This window comes from Nocardia nova (assembly GCF_002933465.1).
Classification (GTDB): Bacteria; Actinomycetota; Actinomycetes; order Mycobacteriales; family Mycobacteriaceae; genus Nocardia; species Nocardia nova_B.
This window is the reverse complement of sequence record NZ_PSZE01000005.1, coordinates 120929-140634: the sequence shown is the minus strand read 5'-3', so window position 1 is coordinate 140634 and position 19706 is coordinate 120929. Positions and strand designations below refer to the sequence as shown.

General features: G+C 69.2%; 16 protein-coding genes. 8 read left to right on the top strand and 8 right to left on the bottom strand.

Going from position 1 to position 19706, the window contains the following annotated elements; genetic code table 11:
• Nucleotides 1-7 precede the first annotated feature (7 nt).
• Complete coding sequence (locus C5E41_RS08290) at nt 8-2314, top strand: molybdopterin guanine dinucleotide-containing S/N-oxide reductase (protein ID WP_104375249.1); 2307 nt, start codon at nt 8-10, stop codon at nt 2312-2314.
• Nucleotides 2315-2395: 81 nt separating this feature from the next.
• Here the strand turns inward: C5E41_RS08290 and C5E41_RS08285 are convergent, their stop codons facing one another.
• Both C5E41_RS08285 and C5E41_RS08280 read right to left on the bottom strand, forming a co-directional pair.
• Nucleotides 2396-3844, bottom strand: coding sequence for an amidase (locus C5E41_RS08285; RefSeq protein ID WP_104375248.1), 1449 nt, complete (start codon nt 3842-3844; stop codon nt 2396-2398).
• A gap of 305 nt (nt 3845-4149) precedes the next feature.
• On the bottom strand, nt 4150-5364 hold the full coding sequence (locus C5E41_RS08280) for a site-specific integrase (protein ID WP_104375247.1): 1215 nt from the start codon (nt 5362-5364) through the stop codon (nt 4150-4152).
• A gap of 73 nt (nt 5365-5437) precedes the next feature.
• On the opposite strand from C5E41_RS08280, the gene C5E41_RS08275 reads away from it, so the two are divergent.
• Both C5E41_RS08275 and rox read left to right on the top strand, forming a co-directional pair.
• Nucleotides 5438-5893 (top strand): GNAT family N-acetyltransferase, encoded by a 456-nt coding sequence (locus C5E41_RS08275; RefSeq protein ID WP_104375246.1) that lies wholly within the window; start codon nt 5438-5440, stop codon nt 5891-5893.
• Between the two features lie 233 nt (nt 5894-6126).
• Nucleotides 6127-7545 carry a rifampin monooxygenase gene (gene rox, locus C5E41_RS08270; RefSeq protein ID WP_104375397.1) on the top strand — a complete coding sequence of 473 codons (1419 nt, stop codon included), beginning with the start codon at nt 6127-6129 and terminating at the stop codon, nt 7543-7545.
• Nucleotides 7546-7558: 13 nt separating this feature from the next.
• On the opposite strand, the gene C5E41_RS08265 is transcribed toward rox, so the two are convergent.
• Entirely contained in the window at nt 7559-8341 is a 783-nt protein-coding gene (locus C5E41_RS08265) for a PaaI family thioesterase (RefSeq protein ID WP_104375245.1), read from the bottom strand.
• Between the two features lie 74 nt (nt 8342-8415).
• Nucleotides 8416-9186 (bottom strand): enoyl-CoA hydratase, encoded by a 771-nt coding sequence (locus C5E41_RS08260; protein WP_104375244.1) that lies wholly within the window; start codon nt 9184-9186, stop codon nt 8416-8418.
• A 214-nt stretch (nt 9187-9400) separates the two neighbouring features.
• Between C5E41_RS08260 and C5E41_RS08255 the strand changes: the two genes are divergently transcribed.
• The 3 genes from C5E41_RS08255 to C5E41_RS08245 all read left to right on the top strand — a co-directional run bounded on the left by C5E41_RS08255 (nt 9401) and on the right by C5E41_RS08245 (nt 12110).
• The gene (locus C5E41_RS08255; protein ID WP_219823115.1) at nt 9401-9823 is read left to right on the top strand and encodes a hypothetical protein; all 423 of its coding nucleotides are present in this window, start codon (nt 9401-9403) and stop codon (nt 9821-9823) included.
• Nucleotides 9824-10170: 347 nt separating this feature from the next.
• Nucleotides 10171-11145, top strand: a complete 975-nt coding sequence (locus C5E41_RS08250) for a hypothetical protein (RefSeq protein WP_258080831.1) — start codon at nt 10171-10173, stop codon at nt 11143-11145.
• A 152-nt stretch (nt 11146-11297) separates the two neighbouring features.
• The gene (locus C5E41_RS08245) at nt 11298-12110 is read left to right on the top strand and encodes an SAM-dependent methyltransferase (protein ID WP_219823114.1); all 813 of its coding nucleotides are present in this window, start codon (nt 11298-11300) and stop codon (nt 12108-12110) included.
• A gap of 25 nt (nt 12111-12135) precedes the next feature.
• Here the strand turns inward: C5E41_RS08245 and C5E41_RS08240 are convergent, their stop codons facing one another.
• Nucleotides 12136-15309: a carboxyl transferase domain-containing protein gene (locus C5E41_RS08240; protein ID WP_104375242.1), complete on the bottom strand. Its 3174-nt coding sequence runs from the start codon at nt 15307-15309 to the stop codon at nt 12136-12138.
• A gap of 48 nt (nt 15310-15357) precedes the next feature.
• On the opposite strand from C5E41_RS08240, the gene C5E41_RS08235 reads away from it, so the two are divergent.
• Both C5E41_RS08235 and C5E41_RS08230 read left to right on the top strand, forming a co-directional pair.
• A complete protein-coding gene (locus C5E41_RS08235; protein ID WP_181063157.1) occupies nt 15358-15987 on the top strand; it encodes a TetR/AcrR family transcriptional regulator in 630 nt (209 codons plus the stop codon).
• Nucleotides 15988-16049: 62 nt separating this feature from the next.
• Entirely contained in the window at nt 16050-16562 is a 513-nt protein-coding gene (locus tag C5E41_RS08230) for a MerR family transcriptional regulator (RefSeq protein ID WP_258080830.1), read from the top strand.
• Here the strand turns inward: C5E41_RS08230 and C5E41_RS08225 are convergent.
• The 3 genes from C5E41_RS08225 to C5E41_RS08215 form a co-directional block, all read right to left on the bottom strand.
• Nucleotides 16483-17454, bottom strand: coding sequence for an EamA family transporter (locus C5E41_RS08225; RefSeq protein WP_104375240.1), 972 nt, complete (start codon nt 17452-17454; stop codon nt 16483-16485). The genes C5E41_RS08230 and C5E41_RS08225 overlap by 80 nt on opposite strands.
• A 33-nt stretch (nt 17455-17487) precedes the next feature.
• Entirely contained in the window at nt 17488-18162 is a 675-nt protein-coding gene (locus C5E41_RS08220; RefSeq protein ID WP_104375239.1) for an NAD(P)H-binding protein, read from the bottom strand.
• Between the two features lie 103 nt (nt 18163-18265).
• Nucleotides 18266-19579 carry a cytochrome P450 gene (locus tag C5E41_RS08215; protein WP_104375238.1) on the bottom strand — a complete coding sequence of 438 codons (1314 nt, stop codon included), beginning with the start codon at nt 19577-19579 and terminating at the stop codon, nt 18266-18268.
• Nucleotides 19580-19706 lie beyond the last annotated feature (127 nt).

Sequence of the window (19706 nt, the reverse complement as noted above, 5' to 3'; positions counted from 1 at the left end):
GGCGGCCATGGCCACGCATATGACGCATTGGGGAGCGTTCGACGCTGTCAGCGACGGCGAACGGCTGACCGAGATACGGCCCTGGCCCGGCGACCCCGAGCCCACCCCGCTGATCGGCAATGTGGCTTCCGCGCAACATCATCCGACTCGCATCGACCGGCCGTACGTCCGCAGGTCATGGCTCGACCACGGGCCGGGCGCACCCGGACGCGGCGGCGATTCCTATGTCGCGGTGAGCTGGGACCGGGCACTCGATCTGCTCAGCGGCGAATTGCGCCGGGTCTACACCGAATTCGGCCCCGAAGCCGTCTACGGCGGCTCCTACGGCTGGGCCAGCGCGGGACGATTCCACCATGCCCAGAGCCAGCTGCACCGGTTCCTGAACTGCCTGGGTGGCTACGTCCGTCACGTCAACAGCTACAGCCTGGGCACCTCCACGGTGCTGATGCCATACGTGGTAGGGGATCTGTTCGCGCTGCTGGGGCGCTTCACCGCCAAATCGGTGATCGCCGAACACACCGAATTGGTGGTCGCTTTCGGCGGCATCTCACCGAAGAACGCCGCGGTGAATCCCGGCGGCGTCTCCCGGCACCACACCCGAGACTGGATCGATCAGGCCCGGCGGCGTGGGTGCCGGTTCGTCAGTGTCGCCCCGCTGCGCGACGACACCGCCGAGGTCGCGGACGCGGAGTGGATCGCCCCACGACCGGGCACCGACGCCGCCCTCATGCTCGCGCTGGCGCAGGTTCTCGACGCGGACGGGTTGGCCGACACCGCATTCCTGAACTCCCACACTGTCGGTTACGAGCGGTTCGCGCACTATCTGCGCGGCATGGCCGACGGTGTGGTGAAGGACCCCGCGTGGGCGGCCGCGATCACCGCGGTACCAGCCGCACGCATCCGGGCGCTGGCACACGAAATGGCCGCGGCGCGCACGCTCGTGACGGTCAGCTGGTCGCTGCAGCGGGCGCAGTACGGTGAGCAGCCGATGTGGCTGGGCGTGGTGCTGGCCGCCATGCTGGGCCAGATCGGATTGCCCGGAAGTGGATTCGGACACGGCTACGGATCCTCGGCGAGCGTCGGCGAACCCACCCGCACCCTGCCGCTGCCGCGACTCCCGCAGGGCGCCAACCCGATCGACCGCTTCATCCCCGTCGCCCGCATCGCGGATATGCTGCTGGCACCCGGCACCCCGTTTCGATACGACGGCCGCGAGCTGCGCTACCCCGATATCCGCCTGGTCTATTGGGCCGGCGGCAATCCTTTCCACCACCATCAGGATCTCGCGCGCCTGCGGCGCGCGTTCGACCGGCCCGAAACCGTCGTCGTCCACGACTCGTTCTGGACCGCCACCGCCCGCCACGCCGATATCGTGCTGCCGGCCACCATGACCATCGAACGCGACGACTACGGCACCGGCGACAACGACGGCATCCTGTTCCCGATGCCGGCCCTCACCCGCCCGCACGGCCAGGCCCGCGACGACTACGACATTCTCGCCGAATTGTCCGAAAGACTGGGCACCGGTAAAGAATTCACCGAGGGACGCACCACGAGCGAATGGTTACGGCACCTGTACGGGCAATGGTTGTCCGACCTCGGCGAGCGAGGGCGGGGCTTTCCGGACTTCGACCGGTTCTGGGCCGGTTCCGGCATCGAACTGCCCGTCGCCGACCCGCCGCAGGTGGTGTTCGCGGATTTCCGCGCCGACCCCGAGGCGCATCCGCTGCCGACGCCGTCCGGGCGCATCGAGATCTTCTCCGAGGCCATCGCCGGATACGGCTACCCCGACTGCCCCGGCCACCCGGTGTGGCTGGAACCCGACGAATGGCTGGGCAGCGCTGCGGCGCGACGCTTTCCACTCCAACTGGTCGCCAATCAGCCGCGCACGAAACTACACAGCCAGCTCGACGTCGGCGCCCACAGCCGGTCGGTGAAGATCCGCGACCGCGAACCCGTACGCGTGCACCCGTCGGAGGCCGACGCACGGGGACTGGCCGACGGCGACATCGTGCGCCTGTACAACGACCGCGGCTCCTGCCTGGCCGGACTCGTCGTCGACGACGCGGTCGCGCCGGGCATCGCGCAACTGTCCACCGGCGCCTGGTACGACCCGGACCCCGCCGATCCGTCGTTCTGCCGGCACGGCAACCCGAACGTGCTCACAACCGACCGCCCGTCCTCCACGCTGAGCCAGGGCAGTACGGGACAGCTGGCGCTGGTGCAGATCGAGCCTTTTCGCGGTGCGGTACCGGACCTGACAGTACTCACCCCACCGCGGATCGAGTCCGACCCGGAGGGCGTCAGCTCGTAGCCGGCTGCCGGACAGCGACTTCCGATCTACGTTGACCTGGCAACTCCTACGATAATCCGACGTCAGTCCTTGCGACCGCGCCTACGCCGCCTGGAAGCCGCCGATCTTCTGCTCGAGCAGTTCGGCCAGCCGCAGCGGGGTGCGATCTTCGAACATCGGACCGATGAGCTGCACTCCTACCGGCAGCCCGTCGGACGACCGGCCCGCCGGTATGGCGGTGGCGGGCAGGCCGGGCATGGTGGCCATACCGGCCCAGACAAGCTGGTCGAAGTACGGATACTCGACGCCGTCGATGTCGATGTGCCGGTCCTCGAGACCTCCGTTCTGGTTGTGCGGGTAGGCGGGAGTCGGCGTGATAGGGCAGACCACGGCATCGAACTCGGCGAAAAGCTGCCGCCAACCGTGGCGGTGGAGCTCGCGACGATTGTTCGCCCCGACCCAGTCGCGGTGGCTGAGCACCATGCCGCGCAGCCGCGCCGCATCGAGACTCCGATCGTCCGCGCTCAGGGCGGTGGCTCGGGTCTGCAACTGCCGATACACCTCGAGCGGAAGACCCGCGGCGGCATTCGACAGCATCAGCTGCATGTAGAGCGTCGCCGCTTCGGTCGGGTCGGGCAGCAGCGGGCTGTGCCGTTCGACGCGGGCGCCCTCGTCGACGAGCGCTTCGGCGACCCTGTTCACGCCGGCCCGCACCGCCGATCCGGTCGGAATGAACGGATGTTCCTCGATGATCAGGACACGGAAGTCGGCCAGCCGTTCGTGGCGCGCGGGCGGCAGTGCGACATCGTAGGCGAGCCCATGGGTCAGCGGGTCCGGCCCGGACATCACGTCGAGCAGGAGCATGAGGTCGCGGGCAGTGCGCGCCATCGGACCGACGACGGCAAGATCGAGATCGACCGGCAATGCCGGCGCGGGCGGCGCGACCATGCCGCGGGAGGCAAGCAGACCGAGTGTCGGCTTGTGCGCGTAGATGCCGCAGAAGTGTGCGGGGGTGCGTAGCGAACCGGCGAGGTCGGAGCCTATGGACAGCGCGCCGAATCCGCACGCCAGGGCCGCCGCCGAACCGCCGGACGAACCACCCGATGTGCGGTCGTGATCCCACGGGTTGCTGGTGGTGCCGTAGATCTCGTTGAAGCTCTGGATATCTCGCAGCATCGCCGGCACATTGGTCGTACCGAGGATCACCGCGCCCGCGGCCTTCAGCCGCGATACCTGCACCGCGTCCTCGGTCGGCACGAAGTTCGCATACTGCGGGATGCCCCAGGTCGTGGGCAGCCCAGCGATGTTGAAGGACTCTTTGACCGTCACCGGTATGCCGAGCAGCGGCCGGTCCTCGCCGCGGGCCCGTGCCCGGTCGGCATGCTGCGCGTCGGCCCGCGCGCGGTCGAAGGTCCGCACACAGATCGCGTTGATCACCGTGTCGTCACGCTCGATTCGGGCAATCGCTTCCTCGGTCAGTTCCACCGAGGTCACATCACCGGCCCGCAAAGCGGCCGCCAACTCGTCGGCCGATCGAAAATTCCACTCCATGAATTCGACGGTATTGGCCCGCCGCCGGAGACATAAAACACGATGTCGCGCAAACGGAAAGGTCGAACCGGGTGACTTTCGGTTTCGACTCGGCGCATGTCCGGAAAATACAATTCATTCCGAATACTCGCTGACCGAGCGGTATTGCTGCCGTGCGGTATTCATCTTTCCGCGACACCCCGGGAATGTGGCACCGGAGCCATCAGTGGTGAGCGCTCACTCGGGAATTCCATCCCGGTCATCCTCTCGGTTCCCGATGCGCGCCTCGGCCGCCGCGCCCGCGTCCTCGGTCGCGCTTCGGCGCCTCACAGCCCGAGTTTGGTTACCGCGTTGTCCTCCAAAGGATTTGCGGTGCGGATATATCCATGCACCGTGCGCGGGTTGGACCAGCGGCCTTGTCGCATGATTTCGCGGTCGCTCGCGCCGCCGAGCGCGGCCTGGGTGGCGAAGCCGGCGCGCAGCGAATGGCCGGAGAACAGGGCCGGATCGAGTCCCGCCCGCGCGGCATAGCGTTTCACCAGTTCCGCCACCGCCCGCCCCGAGATCGGCTGCGCGCCGATGCCGCCGTGCCGCGAGACCGGCGGGAACAGCGGGGCCAGCGGATCGACCCGGGTGGCGCCGGTGAAGCCGTGGCAGCGGTGGATGTCGGTGGCGGCGGCGGTGCGCTCGGTCCAGGACCGCAGATCGCCGGCGCCGCCCTGGGAGTGGATGTCGCGCAGGTCGATCCACTCCGCGAAGGCGCACACCGGACACGTCGAGGGCCGCGCCCCACGCGGCAGCGCCACCGACTGGGCGCCGGCGCCGGTCGGATCGGTTTTGGTCGCCGGCAGCCGCACCAGCAGCACGGGCTCGCCGGTGCGGTGATCGAGGGTGACCGCCACATCGCCGACGCGCAGCCCGGCGAGTTCACTACGGCGCAGTGCCCCGGCGAAGCCGACGAGCAGCATCAGCCGGTCTCGGCGGCGAGCCGGCTCGGTGGGCCAGCCCGGGGCCGGTAGTCCGTCCAGCAGCTGTCCCAGCGTGTGCAGCAGCACGGGACGCTTACGGTTGGGCACGCTGCGACGGGTGCGGCGAATACCACGCAGCGTCAGCCGCACCACATCCGATCGGGTCGGGGAGGGCAGCCCGTTGGCGGCATGAACCGCGGCGATGGCGGCGCTCTTGCGTTCCAGGGTGGCCGGCCCGAATGCCCACTCGCCGGACGGTTTTCGCGCATCGGCGGCCGCGGCCAGATATACCGCGACATCCAGGGCGTCCGCGGGAAGTGCGCACCGCGCCTCGGCCGCACACCACGCCGACCACCCGATCCAGTCGGATCGGTAGGCGCGCACCGTGTTCGGCGACTGTGAAGCTTCCAGATAGCGGCCCAGCGCTCCGGCTTGCTCGGTGTCGAAGCGCTCCCGCACCATCCGCAGGGCGACCGTGTCGACGAGCACACTACGCACACCCCGCCGCAATTCGGTGCGAACCGCCTCCGGCACGGCGATATCGACGACCACAGGATCCGGTGAGACGCTCATCGCGAGACAGGCTACCGGGCAACGACGTTCGCCGCGCCCGCCCGCGCCGGGAAGAATATCGACCGTGCCGTCCGTGACAGTCGCCGCCGACGATCCCGCCCGAGCCGACGTGCGGGCCCTGGCCGCCCGCCATCTCGCCTTCGCGCGGGCCCCTACCCCCGCCGAGGCCGTCTTCGCGCTCGACCGGGACGGGTGGGCCGATCCATCGCTCACGCTGGTCACCGCTCGGCGCGACGGTCTGCTGCTGGGTATGGGCGCGGTGCGTGATCTCGGTGCCGGGCACGGGGAACTGAAATCCATGCACATCGTCGACGCGGGGCGCGGACACGGCGTCGGCACCGCGATCGTCGCGCATCTACTCGAGCTGGCACGCGCCCGCGGCTGGGTGCGCGTGAGTCTGGAAACCGGTGTGGGCGAGGCGTTTCGGCCTGCGCGCACGCTGTACGAACGGTGCGGGTTCGTGCGGTGCGGGGCGTTCGGCGACTACCTCGACAACGGGACGAGTGTCTTCATGACCCACGCGGTGTGAGCGCGGACGAAGCGGAAGCGCGCGACCAGAAATAGCCCACAATCGGAGTGCGCGAATCGCGCGGAGTTCCATTGCGCGGAGTTCTCCGAACTCCCTTCCACTATCAATATATATCGCACCGGGGGTCTTGCGGCAAGGCCGGGGGTGTGCTGCACAATCGTCGAGCCAACGCCACGACCTGCGGAAATCGGATGTTCCGCGGGCTCGGCCACCACCGTGTCGAATGGGGTTTCATGATTGACGTGATCGTTGCGGGCGCCGGACCTACCGGTCTGATGCTGGCGTGCGAGTTGCGGTTGCACGGCCTGAACCCGGTCGTGCTGGAGAAGGAGACCGAGCCGACGAAGGTTGTCCGCGCGCTGGGCCTGCACGCGCGCAGTATCGAGGTGATGGATCAGCGCGGGCTGCTGGAGCGTTTTCTCGAACTGGGCACGAAGTATCCGGTCGGCGGGTTCTTCGCCGGTATCACGGCACCGCAGCCTGAGCTGGACTCGGCGCACGCCTATGTGCTCGGCATTCCGCAGACCGTCACCGATCGGCTGCTCGCCGAACATGCGGCCGAGGTCGGTGTCGACATCCGGCGTGGCTGCGAAGTGGTCGGCGCCACCCAGGACGCGGAGGGCGTGACCGTCGACCTGGCCGACGGCAGCCGGCTGCGCGCGCGGTATCTCGTGGGCTGCGACGGCGGGCGCAGCACCGTGCGCAAACTCGCGGGGATCGAATTCCCCGGTGAACCGACGCGGGTGGAGACGCTGCTCGGAGAGGTCGAGCTGGACGCGCCGCTGGAGACCGTGACCGCGGTGGTGACCGAGGTCCGCAAAACGCAGCGGCGCTTCGGGGTCGGGCCGTCGGGCAACGGAACGTTCCGCTTCGTGGTGCCGGCCGAGGGATTGTCGGAGGACCGTACGGTGCCACCGACGATGGAGGAGGTGAAGCGGCAGCTGGTGGCCACCGCCGGCACCGACTTCGGCGTGCATTCACCACGCTGGCTGTCGCGTTTCGGCGACGCGACCCGGCTGGCCGAGCGGTATCGGTCCGGGCGGGTGCTGCTGGCCGGGGATGCCGCGCACATCCATCCGCCGGTCGGCGGTCAGGGCCTCAACCTCGGCATCCAGGACGCGTTCAATCTGGGGTGGAAGCTGGCCGCCGAGCTCGCCGGCTGGGCGCCCGCCGGTCTGCTGGACAGCTACGAGTCCGAGCGGCACCCGGTCGCCGCCGACGTGCTGGACAACACGCGCGCGCAGATGGAGCTGTTATCGCTCGAGCCGGGTCCCCGGGCGGTGCGGCGGCTGCTCACCGAGCTCATCGATATCGAGGAGGTCAACCGGCGGCTGACCGAGAAGATCACCGCCACCGCGATCCGCTACGACTTCGGTGACGGGCACGAACTGCTCGGCCGGCGCCTGCGGGACGTGCGGTTGAAAGACGGGCGCCTCTACGAGTTGATGCACGCGGGCCGCGGACTGCTGCTGGATCAGACCGGCCGGCTGTCGGTGGCGGGATGGGCCGATCGTGTGGATCACGTCGTCGATGTCAGCGACGAATTGGATGTTCCCGCAGTGCTTTTGCGGCCGGACGGGCATGTGGCGTGGGTCGGCGACGACCGGGACGATCTGCTCGCCCATCTCCCGACATGGTTCGGCGCGGCCTGATCAGCCGCCCGATCTACGGTCGCGCCGCGACACCGAAGGTGCGGGCGGTGGCGATGGTGGCGAGGCGGTCGTCGGCGCCGGTGTCGCGCAGATCGACCCGTCCGACGCCGCCCCGCACCGTCGCGGTGGCCGTCACCGGGCCCGCTTTGGCCAGTTGCAGATAACGCAGGCCGAGGAAGCTGAGGCTGTCACCAGGAGCCAGGGACAGCACGGCTTCCTCGGCCGCGACGGCGAGGAGGCCGCCGTTGACGCTGCCGGCGACGTTGAGCACCTCCTCGGTGCGTGGGAGAACGGCCACGCCGGGGCGCACGATTTCGCAGCGCAGGCGTTCGGCCAGAGGAGCGGTGAGCCGGTCGCGGCCGGCCGGCATGTCGATGCTGAGCGCGTGGGGAAACTGCAGGTCCGGATCGGGAGCGACCATGAAGGAGGCGCCGGCCAAGGCCAGCGGTTCGCCATCGACGGCGAAATCGACCTCAGCCACGAAGACCGACCGGCCCACCTTCACGGTGCGGCCGACCGCCTCGAGCCGCCCGGCCGCGGGCGCGGGCCGGTAGAGGTTGACATCGAGTTCCAGGGTCACCGGAACCCGCGGATGCATCACCAGCGACGCCAGCAGCCCGGCGACGGTATCGGCCCACGTGGCGAGAATGGATGTGCGCAGATGCGCGGTTCCCGGCGCGTGCAGTTCCGGCACGATGGTCGCGGAACCGTGCACCTCGTCACCGGCGCGCCGGGTGGCGAAGCCGAGTTCGAGCAGCACGTGGCTGCGTAGCGACAGTCTGCTTTCGACACTCACGGCATCTCCTCCGGTCCGGTGCGCCCCGGCCGGGCCACACATAAGCGTTTGATTCTACTTCGAGAAGAATCAGATTATTGTCCGCTGACCTGGGCACTGATGCGCGCCTTCATCGCTGCGAGCCGCGCCGCGAATTCCTCGGAATCCAGCGATGCCACCTGGGGCGCGATCTCCGCGTCGATGGCTTCCGCATGCGAGTCCAGGGTGCGCGTGTGGCGCATGGTGCGTTTGGTGGTGATCAGCAGATCGCGCGGCGCCTCGGCCGCACCGGCCGCCAATTCGACCGCGGCGGAGAGCAAGTCGTCGTGGTCGCCGAGCACGACCCGATGCACCAGGCCCGCACTGTGCGCCGCGTCGGCATCGAGGATCTCGCCCAGCAGCGTCATCGCCGCGGCCTGCTGCGACCCGACGGCGCGCTGCAACATCCAGGTCATGCCGCCGCCCGGATGGATACCCAACTGCAGGAATCGCGCGTCGAAACGAGCGCGTGGTCCGGCCAGGCGCACATCGGCGGCGAGCGCCAGATTCAGCCCCGCGCCGACCGCGGCCCCGCCGACCGCCGCCACCGTGGGCAGCGAACATTCGGCCACGGCAAGGAATCCGGCGTAGATGGCCCGCAAGCCGTCCTCCGCCGCCTCGCCGAGTGCGCTGAGATCGGCGCCCGCGCAGAATGCCGGCGGAGCCCCGGTGATCACCACCGCGTGCACCCCGGTATCGGCCTCCGCCTGCGCGATCGCCGCCGCCAGCTGCTCGGACAGCCCGAATGTCAACGCATTTCGGCGCTGCGGGTCCGATACCGTCACCACCGCGACCGCATCGCGCCGCTCCACCGTGATCTCCGCCATGGCGTCATAGTAAGGGAGGGCGCGGTCGATACGATCCGGGAATCCGAGTCGAACCGGACGAGCAAGGGAGCCCGCACGAGGGTCGTCATCGTATGTGTGTCGGTATCGCACGGCAATACCCGGCGGATCGCCGACGCCATGGGGGAGGTGCCCGGCGCCCGGGTCGTCGGGCCCGAGGAACTCGATACCGCCGAACTCGCCTCCCTGCGACCTCGTGGGATTCGGGTCCGGCATCTTCACCATGAACGTCCATCCCCGCTTGCGCGAGCTGATCCAGGGGTTGCCGGCGCAGTCCGGCACCAAGGCGTTCGTCTACGCCACCGGCGGTAAGCCGGAAACGCCCCTGCGCCGTTATACCCATTCTCTCACAACACTTCTCGCCCAGCGCGGGTTCACGGTGCTCGACACCGTCACCTGCCGCGGCCTCGGTACCTGGCTGCCTATGCGGATCGTCGGCGGGGGCGGCGAGGGACATCCCGCCGCCGCCGACCTCCACGCAGGCGTAGCTGCCCCAGTCGGCGAGGAGTTCGAGTGGCTGGCCCGCGTATTTCAGGCGTCGAGTGCGCCCTCCGGATCGATTGGGACGGTCGTACCATCGAGCACAGTTTTTGGAGAGTTGCGTTGTAGTTACGTTTAGTTGGATGTGACCAAACGTAAACGTAATAGCCGGAGGGGATTTCGGCGGGAAGCGCACGGCTGACCTCCGATAAGGTTCACTTATCGGAGGTCAGCGCCGAACGGAATCTGCTGACGCCCTATCGCTTTCGTTTCGTTTTGTTACGTGGTAAATGACGAAACAAACGCTACGATTCCCTGGTGTCGAGCATCTGTAACTACCCGGGCTGTACGCGCACCATCACTCGCGGCGGGACTCCCGGACGGCCGTCGGAATACTGCGACCATCCCGACCACACGCGATGGCGGGCGTGGCGGGAGCGGCAGCGTCGTCAACAGGAGGGTGAGGCGACGGAGACGAACGTCACTGTGACGCAACCAGGTCCGGTGACCGCCGCCCGGTTGCGGGCCGACGAGATGCTCACTCAGTTCCGGACTCTGGCCGACCAACTGAGCAATACGCTGTCGGTCGCCGTGGCCGAATTGTCGACCCTGGCCGACCCCTCGGTGGCCGAGGCGCAGGTCCAGGCCGTGCAGGCCGATGCCGCGCGGCGCATCGCGGAGGCCGAGATCGCGACGGTCGCGGCGGAGAAGGCCCGGCGCGAGGCCGAAGAAGCCCGCGCCGCAGCCGAATCGGCGGCTGAAGACGCCGCCGCTGCCGCCGAGACGGCCGAAGCGCGCATCGCGGAGGCGCTCACCGCGCGCGACGACGCACTGCGCGAAGTGCAGCGCATCAGCAAACAGGCGGCCGACGACGTGTTCGCCGCACGCACCGAGGCCGACGCCGAGATCCGCGCGGTTCGCGCGCAGTGTGCGCACGACGTCGACGAGGCGCGGCGGCAGGCCACCGAACAGATCGATGTGGCGCGCACCACGTTCACCGCGGAGCTCGAACAGGTGCGCCGCGACAGTGCCCAGCGCATCACCGCCGCCGGCGCCGAACGCGACCTGGCTGTCCAGCGCGCCGCCGACGCCGAACGCGCCATCGAACGCGCCGAATCGGCCGTCGCCGAGCGGAACCGGAGTCTGGAGGAGACCAAGGCGGAACTGGCCCGTGCCCGCGGCGAGATCGACCGGATGCGTGCCGAGGCGAACGCGGCACAACAGCGCGCCGCCGACGATATCGCCGCCGTGCGCGCCGAAGCCGCCGCGGCCGCAGAACACGTCGCGCAGCAGACCGCGGCCCGGCTCGCGGCGGTCGAGGACGCGCGCCGCCAGACCCTTGCCCGGGCCGAACGGGCCGAGGCGCAACTCGACGCCGAACTGTCACGTCGGACGGGCACGCGCGCCGTCGAGGCAAGCGAATCAGGCACCGGCGCACCAGAAATGGCCGATCCCCGCTGACGTGGTGATCATTCACGCTATCAACGGGCTACAGGTCTCGAAAACCACGCCGAGACCGAGTCGATCGTCGGCTTCTGCCGGAGCCGACCGTTATGCTCGACAACTAATCAGCCACGGCTGCGACGGGCGTCGTGGGAATCGAGAGGTGACAAGTGAACGACGACGCCATGCGAGCGCGGCAAGCAAGGCCGAGCGTGGCACGGGTATACGACTACATCCTCGGCGGACGGGACAACTACGGAGTCGACCAAAACCTCGCCGACTACTTCATCGACTTCCTGCCCGGTTCCGAACAGGTCGCGATCACCGCTCGCGCGGCCACGCTACGCGCCGTACGCAACATGTGCGCCAACGGGATTCGCCAATATATCGATCTGGGATGCGGACTGCCCACCACCGAGAACGTGCACGACGTGGTGCGCCGGCAACATCCCGACGCACCGATCGTCTACGTCGACAACGATCCGTTCGTCGTAGCCCACGGCCGCGCGCTGCTGTCGATCGACGATCGGATCGCGGTGCTGGGTCGCGACTTGTGCCAGGTCTCCGACATCGTCGGCAATGCGGATGTCGAGCGGCTGATCAACTTCGACGAACCGGTGGGCCTGCTGTTCGGCGTCGTACTGGCCTTCGTGGAGGACAACGAGAATCCGGCCGGTGTGGTCGCTGACTGGGCCGCCCGTGTTCCGGTCGGCAGCCAGGTGTACATCTCCCACTTCCGCTCCGGGCACAACCGCGAGACCAACACCACCGAGCGGAAGGTGCTCGACGCCTTCGGGCGCGGTCGCTGGCGCAACGACGACGAAATCGAGGCGCTGTTCGGCGACCTGGAACTGATCGATCCGGGCCTGCAGCCGTGCGCACGCTGGTGGCCGCACTCGGCCGCCGAGGATTCCGGCGGTGGCCGCGAACTCAGCGTGTGGGAGCAACTGATCGTCGCCGGGCTGGCCCGCAAATCCGCCTGAGCCGCACGGGGGTCGGCGCCCGCGCTCAGCGCAGGGTGCCGATCCAGCGGCGCGTCTGCGCCGGATCGATGACGTCGTCGAGTTCGAGCACCGTCGCGGCGCTGAGCGCTTTTCCGCTCTCGTAGGCAGCGTTGACCAGATTGTCGAATGCGGTAGCCCGCTGCATCGGATCCTCGATCGCCGCGAGTTCCTTCGCGAAACCCAGCCGTACGGCTCCCTCCAGTCCCATTCCGCCGATTTCCCCGGTGGGCCAGGCGATGACGAACCGTGGGGCGCGAAACGAGCCTGCCGCCATCGCCTGCGCACCCAATCCGTAGCCCTTGCGCAGAATGACGGTGCCCCACGGCACCGACATGGCGGCCGCGTCGATGAACAGGCGGCTGAACTTCGTGACGGTGGCATGGGTTTCGGCCTCCGGCCCGACCATGAAACCCGGTGTGTCACACAGCGATACGATAGGCAGTCCGTGTGCGTCGCACAGTCGCAGGAAGGCGCTGAGCTTGTCGGCCGCGGGGGCGTCGATGGCGCCGCCGAGGTGATGGCAGTCGTTGGCGATGAGCCCGAAGGGCCTGCCCTGCACGCGGATCAGCGCGGTGACCACGCCCACGCCCCAGTCGCGGCGCAATTCCAAGACCGAACCGGTGTCGGCGACCGCGGCGACGGCCGCGCGGATGTCGTAGGCCCGCAGCCGGTCCTCGGGCACCACATGGCGGGCCAGTCGCGGGTCCGGCTCCTCCCACGTGTCGAGGGCCCCTTGAAAGTATCCGAGATAGTCACGCGCGATCGCCACCGCTTCGGCCTCGTCGCGCGCGACGATGTGCACCACACCGTTGCGGCGCTGTACCCGCACGGGGCCGATCTCTTCCGGTGCGTAGACACCGAGTCCACCGCCCTCGATCATCGCGGGCCCGCCCATGCCGATGTTGGCGTCGGGTGTGGCGATGACGACATCGCACATGCCGAGCAGCGCCGCGTTTCCGGCGAAGCAGCGCCCGGATACGATGCCGATCAGCGGGACCGCGCCCGAGAGGGCGGCCATCGCACGAAAAGTCGTCACGTCCAGGCTCGAGATACCCGAGTGATCGGTGTCGCCGGGCCGTCCGCCGCCACCCTCGGTGAAGAACACCACCGGAAGTCGTTGTTCGCGTGCCAGTTCCAGCATGCGGTCGGTCTTGGTGTGACTGCGCGTGCCTTGGGTACCGGCCAGCACCGTATAGTCGTAGGACATCACCACCGCCCGGGCGCGGTCGTGACCGAATCGTCCGGCGTTGATGGTCGCCACACCCGCGACGAGCCCGTCGGCCGGCGTATTCGCGATGAGGTCCTCGATACTGCGCCGGGAGCGCTGCGCCGCCACCGCCAACGCCCCGTACTCGACGAAACTGTCGTCGTCGACGAGGTCGGCGATGTTCTCGCGGGCGGTGCGACGCCCCAGCCGGTGCCGCTTGGACACCGCCTCCGGGCGCGCGTCGTCGAGTCCGGCACGATGGCGGGCCCGCACCTGCGCGAGATCCTCGCGCTCGGCGTCGAGGTCCACCGCGCTGAGGTCGGTGTGCTCGCCGTCGTGGTCCGCGTCGTCCCACACCAGCAGTGCCGCATGCGGATCCACCACCGTCGCGGGTTCGGCCAGCACCCGAACGACCCGCAACGACTGTCCGGCGCGGACCACGTGATGCATCTTCATCGCCTCCACGACGGCGACCTCGGCACCCGCGGCCACCACCGTGCCCGGTTCGACCACGCTGATCACCGTGCCACCCAGAGGTGAGCGCAACACCTGCTCGTCAGCGTCGAACTGCTCGGCCTGCGCCGGGGCAGCGGCCACGGGCGGCGCCGGCGGGGGAGCCGATTCCTCGGCCTGGCGCGCCAATTCGGCGCTGTGGCGTTCGAACCACAGCGTGTCGGCCGTGGTGTCGACGGGCAAGGCGTCGAGGACGGCGCGTTGCAGGGCGACCGTGGTGTCGACGCCGTCGATCGTGGTTTCGGCCAGCGCGTCGGCCGCCCGCCGCAGCGCCGCCGGACACGTCGGTCCGCGCGCGATGATCTTGGCCAGCAGTGAATCGAAGCCGGCGCCTTGACGCATCCCGCTGTAGGCGGCGGTGTCGACGCGCACACCGGATCCAGTCGGCGGGGTGAACCGCGTGAGCACGCCTGTACTGGGCAGCACATCGCCTGTCGCGCTGAGGATTTCGGCATTGACACGCACCTGCACCGCATATCCGCGGGCGGTGTGTGGCAACTCGAGAGCGTCCAGTGTGTGACCCTGCGCGAGGTCGAACTGCACGGCCACCAGATCCAGGCCCGTCACCTCCTCGGTGACGGTGTGCTCGACCTGCAACCGCGGATTGACCTCGAGGAACCACGCGGTGTCCTCGCGCACCAGGAATTCGACCGTGATCACGCCACGACAACCGACCGTTTCGGCCAGTCGTACCGCCTCGGCACGCAGGCGCTCGCGCATATCCGGCGCGAGCGAGGGCGCGGGCGCGATCTCGATCAGTTTCTGGCGGCGCCGCTGCACACTGCAATCGCGATCGCCGACCGCGACCGCGCGCGAACCGTCGGCGACGATCTGCACCTCGATGTGGCGGGCGTGTTCGACCAACGCCTCGGCGTAGACGGTGTCGTCACCGAAACCCGCGCGGGCCTCGGCGCGGCAGTGGGCATAGGCCTGCGCGAGTTCCGCGTGACGGCGCACCACTCGCATCCCGCGTCCGCCGCCACCGGCCGTCGCCTTGATCATCACACCCTCGGGATGAGCGACGAGCAGAGCCTCGATCTGCTCGGGCCCGGCGCCGCCGCCGGTCGCGGGCAGCACCGCCACACCGGCCTTTTCCGCGGCGCGCCGCGCCGCCACCTTGTCACCGAAAGTCCGCAGCACCTCCGGAGCCGGCCCGACGAACACCAAGCCCGCCGCCGCGCACGCGGCCGCGAAATCGGCACTCTCGCTGAGGAACCCGTATCCCGGATGTACCAGCGCGCCAGGCCCCGCACTGCCGGCGGCCGCGACGACGGCGTCGATGTCGAGGTAGGCCGCGGCGCCCGAGCCCGGCAGCCGGACCGCCTCGTCGGCCAGCCGCACCGGCATCGCGTCCGGCTCGTCCGCCGTCGACAACGCCCGCGTGCCATACCCGCGCTCTCGCGCCGTACGCAACACACGGACCGCCACTTCACCCCGGTTCGCCACCACGACCTGCATGCCGCCAGTCTGATTGACATTGACGTCAACGTCAATATGCTGGACGGTATGACGTCGGCGTGGAGTGTGCGCGCGGCCCGCGAGCGCTCGGATACCGATCGGCATCGCGCCTTGCTCGATGCCGCGGCCGACGTTTTCATCGAACGCGGCTACGCGGCGACCACGGTGGCCGCGATCACCGCCCGGGCCGGTGTCTCCCGCGCGACGCTGTATGTGTACTTCGCTTCGAAGGACGAGATCTTCCACGCGCTCGCCACGCGGGTTCGCGACGAATTCCTCGCCGCCCAGGAACCCGAGCTGACCGACTCCGATCCGCGAGAGATGTTGCGCGCCACCATGGACTCGTTCGCCGAGACGGTGCTGCACGCCGGCCCGCTGCTGCGGTTGATCGAGGAGCGCGGCGCCGTGGACCGCGAGATCGGCGAGCTGGCCTCCGAAATCGCCGAACGCCCGATCCGCCGCTTCGCTCGCTACCTGGACCGGGAACACCGTGCCGGGACCGTCACCCCCGCGGCGCCGGTTCGCGTGGTCGCCGAAACCGTCGGCTACGCGCTCACCCGCGGCATGCTCGCCCGCCGGGCCGATCCGCCGCCCGAGCGCGCCCGGTATCTCGCCGAGATGCGGCAGATCGCCGAAACCTTGCTCGGGCTGCGCCCGGACGCGAAATCTTCGGCTTGACCTTCACGTTACGGCAACTTCTACCGTCGAAGACGAGGCCGGAACGACCGGCCTCAGGGCAGGTGGCCAAGATGTCGGGAATCACCGCCCGCACCTTGCGCCACTACGACGACATCGGTTTGCTCACCCCGGCCCATGTGGGTAGCAACGGCTATCGCTACTACGACGAGCAGCGTCTGTTGCGGCTGCAGCACATCCTCGTGCTGCGCGAGCTGGGGCTCGGTCTCGCCGAGATCGCCGAGGCGGTCGACTCCGAACCGGACACGCTGGCCGCTCTCAAACGCCAGTACGCCCGGCTGCTCGCCGAACGCGACCGGCTGGGACGGATGGCCGAGACCGTGGCGCGCACCATCGCCGAACTCGAAGGGAACAAGGAGATGTCAGTGCAGATCAACCGCCCGGAAAACCTGTTCGCGGGCTTCGACCACACGCAGTACGACGACGAGGCCCGGCAGCGCTGGCCCGAACCGAATACCAGCGCGACGCCATGGCCGTCTACGCCGAGCAGCGGCTCGCCGACTGATCGGCGCAGACAGCGGCCGCCTCGCCGCGGCGCACGACGAGCACGCCGGTGAGGACCAGCACGCCGCCGAGCAACTGGACGGGGTGCGGGGCCTCACCGAGCAGTGCCCACGCGAAGAGCAGGGCCGCCACCACTTCGAGCAGACCCGTGAACGCCGCCGCCCGGGAGCCGAGCAGGCGAGTGGCGGCGATGCCGGCGACGTAGGCGAGGGCGGCCGTCACGGTGCCGAGAATCGCGATCGGCAGCCACCACGGCATCGTGACACCTTGATACACAACGGGATTCGTGGTGGCGCGCAGCGCAAGAACGCCCGTCGCGCCGGCGCCGAGCAGTCCGAGTCCGCCGACGAGCAGCCCACCGGTGGCCAGGACGGTTCCCGGCAAGGTGGCGTGGCCGTGCGCCGAGAGCAGGAAGTACACCACCCCGCAGCCCATGGCCAGCAGTGCCCAGCAGATGCCGATCCAGTCGGTGGCCGCGCCCGGCCGCAGGTCGATCACGAAGAACAAACCGGTGAGGCCGATGAATGCTCCGGCCACCGTCGGCCCCGCTGGGCGCTGATGGCGACGCAGCCACAACCAGCCGACCACCGCGATCGGCGAGGTGTACTGGATCAGCAACGCCATTCCCACGGCCAGACGCGATACGGCGGTGAAATACGCCAGCTGCACTCCGGCGATCGCCACCAGCCCGTAGCCGAGGATCAGAGCCGCGTTGCCGCGCGCCGACTTCCAGTTGTTCCACAGTTCGACGGCCGCGATCGGCGCGAGTACCGCGGCGCCGACCAGGACGCGCACGATCACCACCGACGCGGAGCCCCAGCCGGCGTTCATCAGGCCGCGCGCCAGGGGGCCCGACAGTGCGAACGACACCGCCGACACCACCGCGCAGCCCGTACCGGAGCGCAGCCGGCCACCAGCGGCAACCTCGGGCGCCATCCTCGACATGCCCGGGTACGCTAGGCCGGGCGACCTCGGCTGTCACATGGTTTTGCGCGGAGTGGTCGCGGCCACCAGCTCGGCCACCGCGTCGGCGACCGGAGTGTTGCCGCCGGTGAGCTCGACTATGACTCGGTTGAGTGCCGGTTCGTGCAGGGCCGCGTCGATGAAGGCCGCGACGTCGTCGCGGGAGACCGAACCGTATTCGATGGCCGGCCCGGCGGTGACGGTGCCGGAGCCCGGATCGTCGCGCAGGGTTCCCGGGCGCACGATGAGCCAGTCCAGCGCGGTGTGGGTCAGATGGACGTCCGCGGACTTCTTCACCCGCATGTAGTGCTCGAATCCCGCCGAGGTTTCGCGGTCGCGCCCGGCGTCGGGGAATGCCGACACCAGCACGAAGCGCGTGACGCCGGCCCGTGCTGCGGCCGCGGCGGCCTTCTCCAGTCCGGCGCCGTCGATGGCGGTGGTCTTGTCGGGGCCGGTGCCGTGCGCGCCCGCGGAGAACATCACGGCGTCGTGCCCGGCGATCTTGGCCGCCAATTCCTCCACCGTGTCGTGGATCAGGTCGCCGGCCACCGGCGTCGCCCCGGTCGCCCCGACGGTCTCGGCCTGTTCGGGATTGCGATGCATACCGGTGACCTGATCACCGCGGTCGGCGAGCCGTTGCGCGAGGCGGCGGCCCACGCCGCCCGCCGCGCCGATCTGGAATACCTTCACGAGCGATCACCTCTCTGTCGGCGAGTGCGGTCCACTGCCGATTGTGGACTCCGCGCCGACACGCCCCACGTCCGGGTGCGTGGCGGCGAGGCGTGCTGTGTGATCAGAGCGCACCCGGATATGCTCGCAGCAGCACCGGCGCACCGTGGGCGGGCACATTGGTGATGTTGCGGATGCGGCCGCGTTCGTGGGTATGCACCGGCGCCAGGGCGAAACGGCCCAAGACGTCCGACAGCACCGCCGTGCCCTCCATGAGTGAGAATCCGGCGCCGATACAGCGACGCACACCGCCACCGAACGGCAGCCAGGTGTTGGCGGCCACACTGCCGTCGAGAAAGCGTTCAGGACGGAAACTTTCGGGTTCGGGATGATTGTCGGGATTCGCATGCGCCAGCACGATCGAGGTCTGCACGACGGTGCCGCGGGGCAGGGTGTACCCGCCGATCGTCGTCTCACGCGTGAGCCGTCGCAGTGTGCCGCCGATGACCGGATGGCGGCGCATCGCTTCCTTCAGCACCGCTTCCAGATACTTGTCGTCGCCCTCGGCCGCCGCGCGGCGCGCCCGCTGCTGCACCTCGGGATGGGCGGCCAATTCGAACATCGCCCACGACAGCGCCGACGCGGTGGTTTCGTGCCCGGCAAGCAGCAGCGTCACCAACTGATCGCGGAGTTCGGCATCCGAGAGCGGCTCGTCGCCGGCCTCCGCGCCCACCGCGAGCAGCCGGGCCAGCACGTCGGCGCGCTCACCGGGATCCGGCTCGTCGCGCCGGCGCGCGATCTCCTCGTAGAGCAGCGCGTCGATCGCATTCTTGTTGTCGGCGAAACGCTTCCACGGGCCGAAACGCTGCAGTCGATGCCATTTCCAGCCCAGGAAGATCAGCGGGCCGACATCGACCAGGTACCGCAGCCGGGGCGCGAGCTCGGCACGTCCGCGCTGCTCGCTGATACCGAACACCACCCGCATGATCACATCGAGTGTCAGTTCGTTCATCCGTGGCAGCGTCACCAGCGTGGTATCCGGCTGCCACTGGTCGATGTGATGTTTGGCGATCGCCTCGACCAGGTCGCGGTAACCGCGCAGCGCCGAGCCGGTGAACGCCGGCATCAGCAGCCGACGGGCTCGCGCGTGCTCGTCCTCGTCGGTGAGCAACAGCGAATGCTGTCCCATCACCGGCTCCAGCACCCGATTGCCTTCGCCGGCATGCAAATCCACCGGGGCGCCGGCGAAGATCTCGCGGATGTGTTCCGGGCGCGAGAACACCACCAGATTCTCGGCATACGGTGCGATCATGCGCATCGTGTAGACGTCGCCGTAGCGGCGCGAGGCCACCCCGGCGAACCAGCCCCGCCATTTCGCGTGCAACAGCGTCTGCGCCACCCGCGGCAGCCGGGGACCCGGCGGGAACACAGTGGTCATGGGGCTACCTCCCGACGGGCCGCAGCGGCGCGAGATCCGACATGCACCCACGGTAGCCCGGTAGCCGTTACCGGACCACACACGTTCCACGAGCAGTGCACGGCTGTCCGATAGCTGGATCGGGCCG

Coding starts and splice junctions, on each gene's coding strand:
- C5E41_RS08235 (WP_181063157.1), top strand. CDS start 15,358: ATGACGTCGGCGTGGAGTGTGCGCGCGGCCCGCGAGCGCTCGGATACC.
- C5E41_RS08260 (WP_104375244.1), bottom strand. CDS start 9,186: ATGGCGGAGATCACGGTGGAGCGGCGCGATGCGGTCGCGGTGGTGACG.
- rox (WP_104375397.1), top strand. CDS start 6,127: ATGATTGACGTGATCGTTGCGGGCGCCGGACCTACCGGTCTGATGCTG.
- C5E41_RS08280 (WP_104375247.1), bottom strand. CDS start 5,364: ATGAGCGTCTCACCGGATCCTGTGGTCGTCGATATCGCCGTGCCGGAG.
- C5E41_RS08240 (WP_104375242.1), bottom strand. CDS start 15,309: ATGCAGGTCGTGGTGGCGAACCGGGGTGAAGTGGCGGTCCGTGTGTTG.
- C5E41_RS08215 (WP_104375238.1), bottom strand. CDS start 19,579: ATGACCACTGTGTTCCCGCCGGGTCCCCGGCTGCCGCGGGTGGCGCAG.
- C5E41_RS08225 (WP_104375240.1), bottom strand. CDS start 17,454: ATGTCGAGGATGGCGCCCGAGGTTGCCGCTGGTGGCCGGCTGCGCTCC.
- C5E41_RS08285 (WP_104375248.1), bottom strand. CDS start 3,844: ATGGAGTGGAATTTTCGATCGGCCGACGAGTTGGCGGCCGCTTTGCGG.
- C5E41_RS08290 (WP_104375249.1), top strand. CDS start 8: ATGGCCACGCATATGACGCATTGGGGAGCGTTCGACGCTGTCAGCGAC.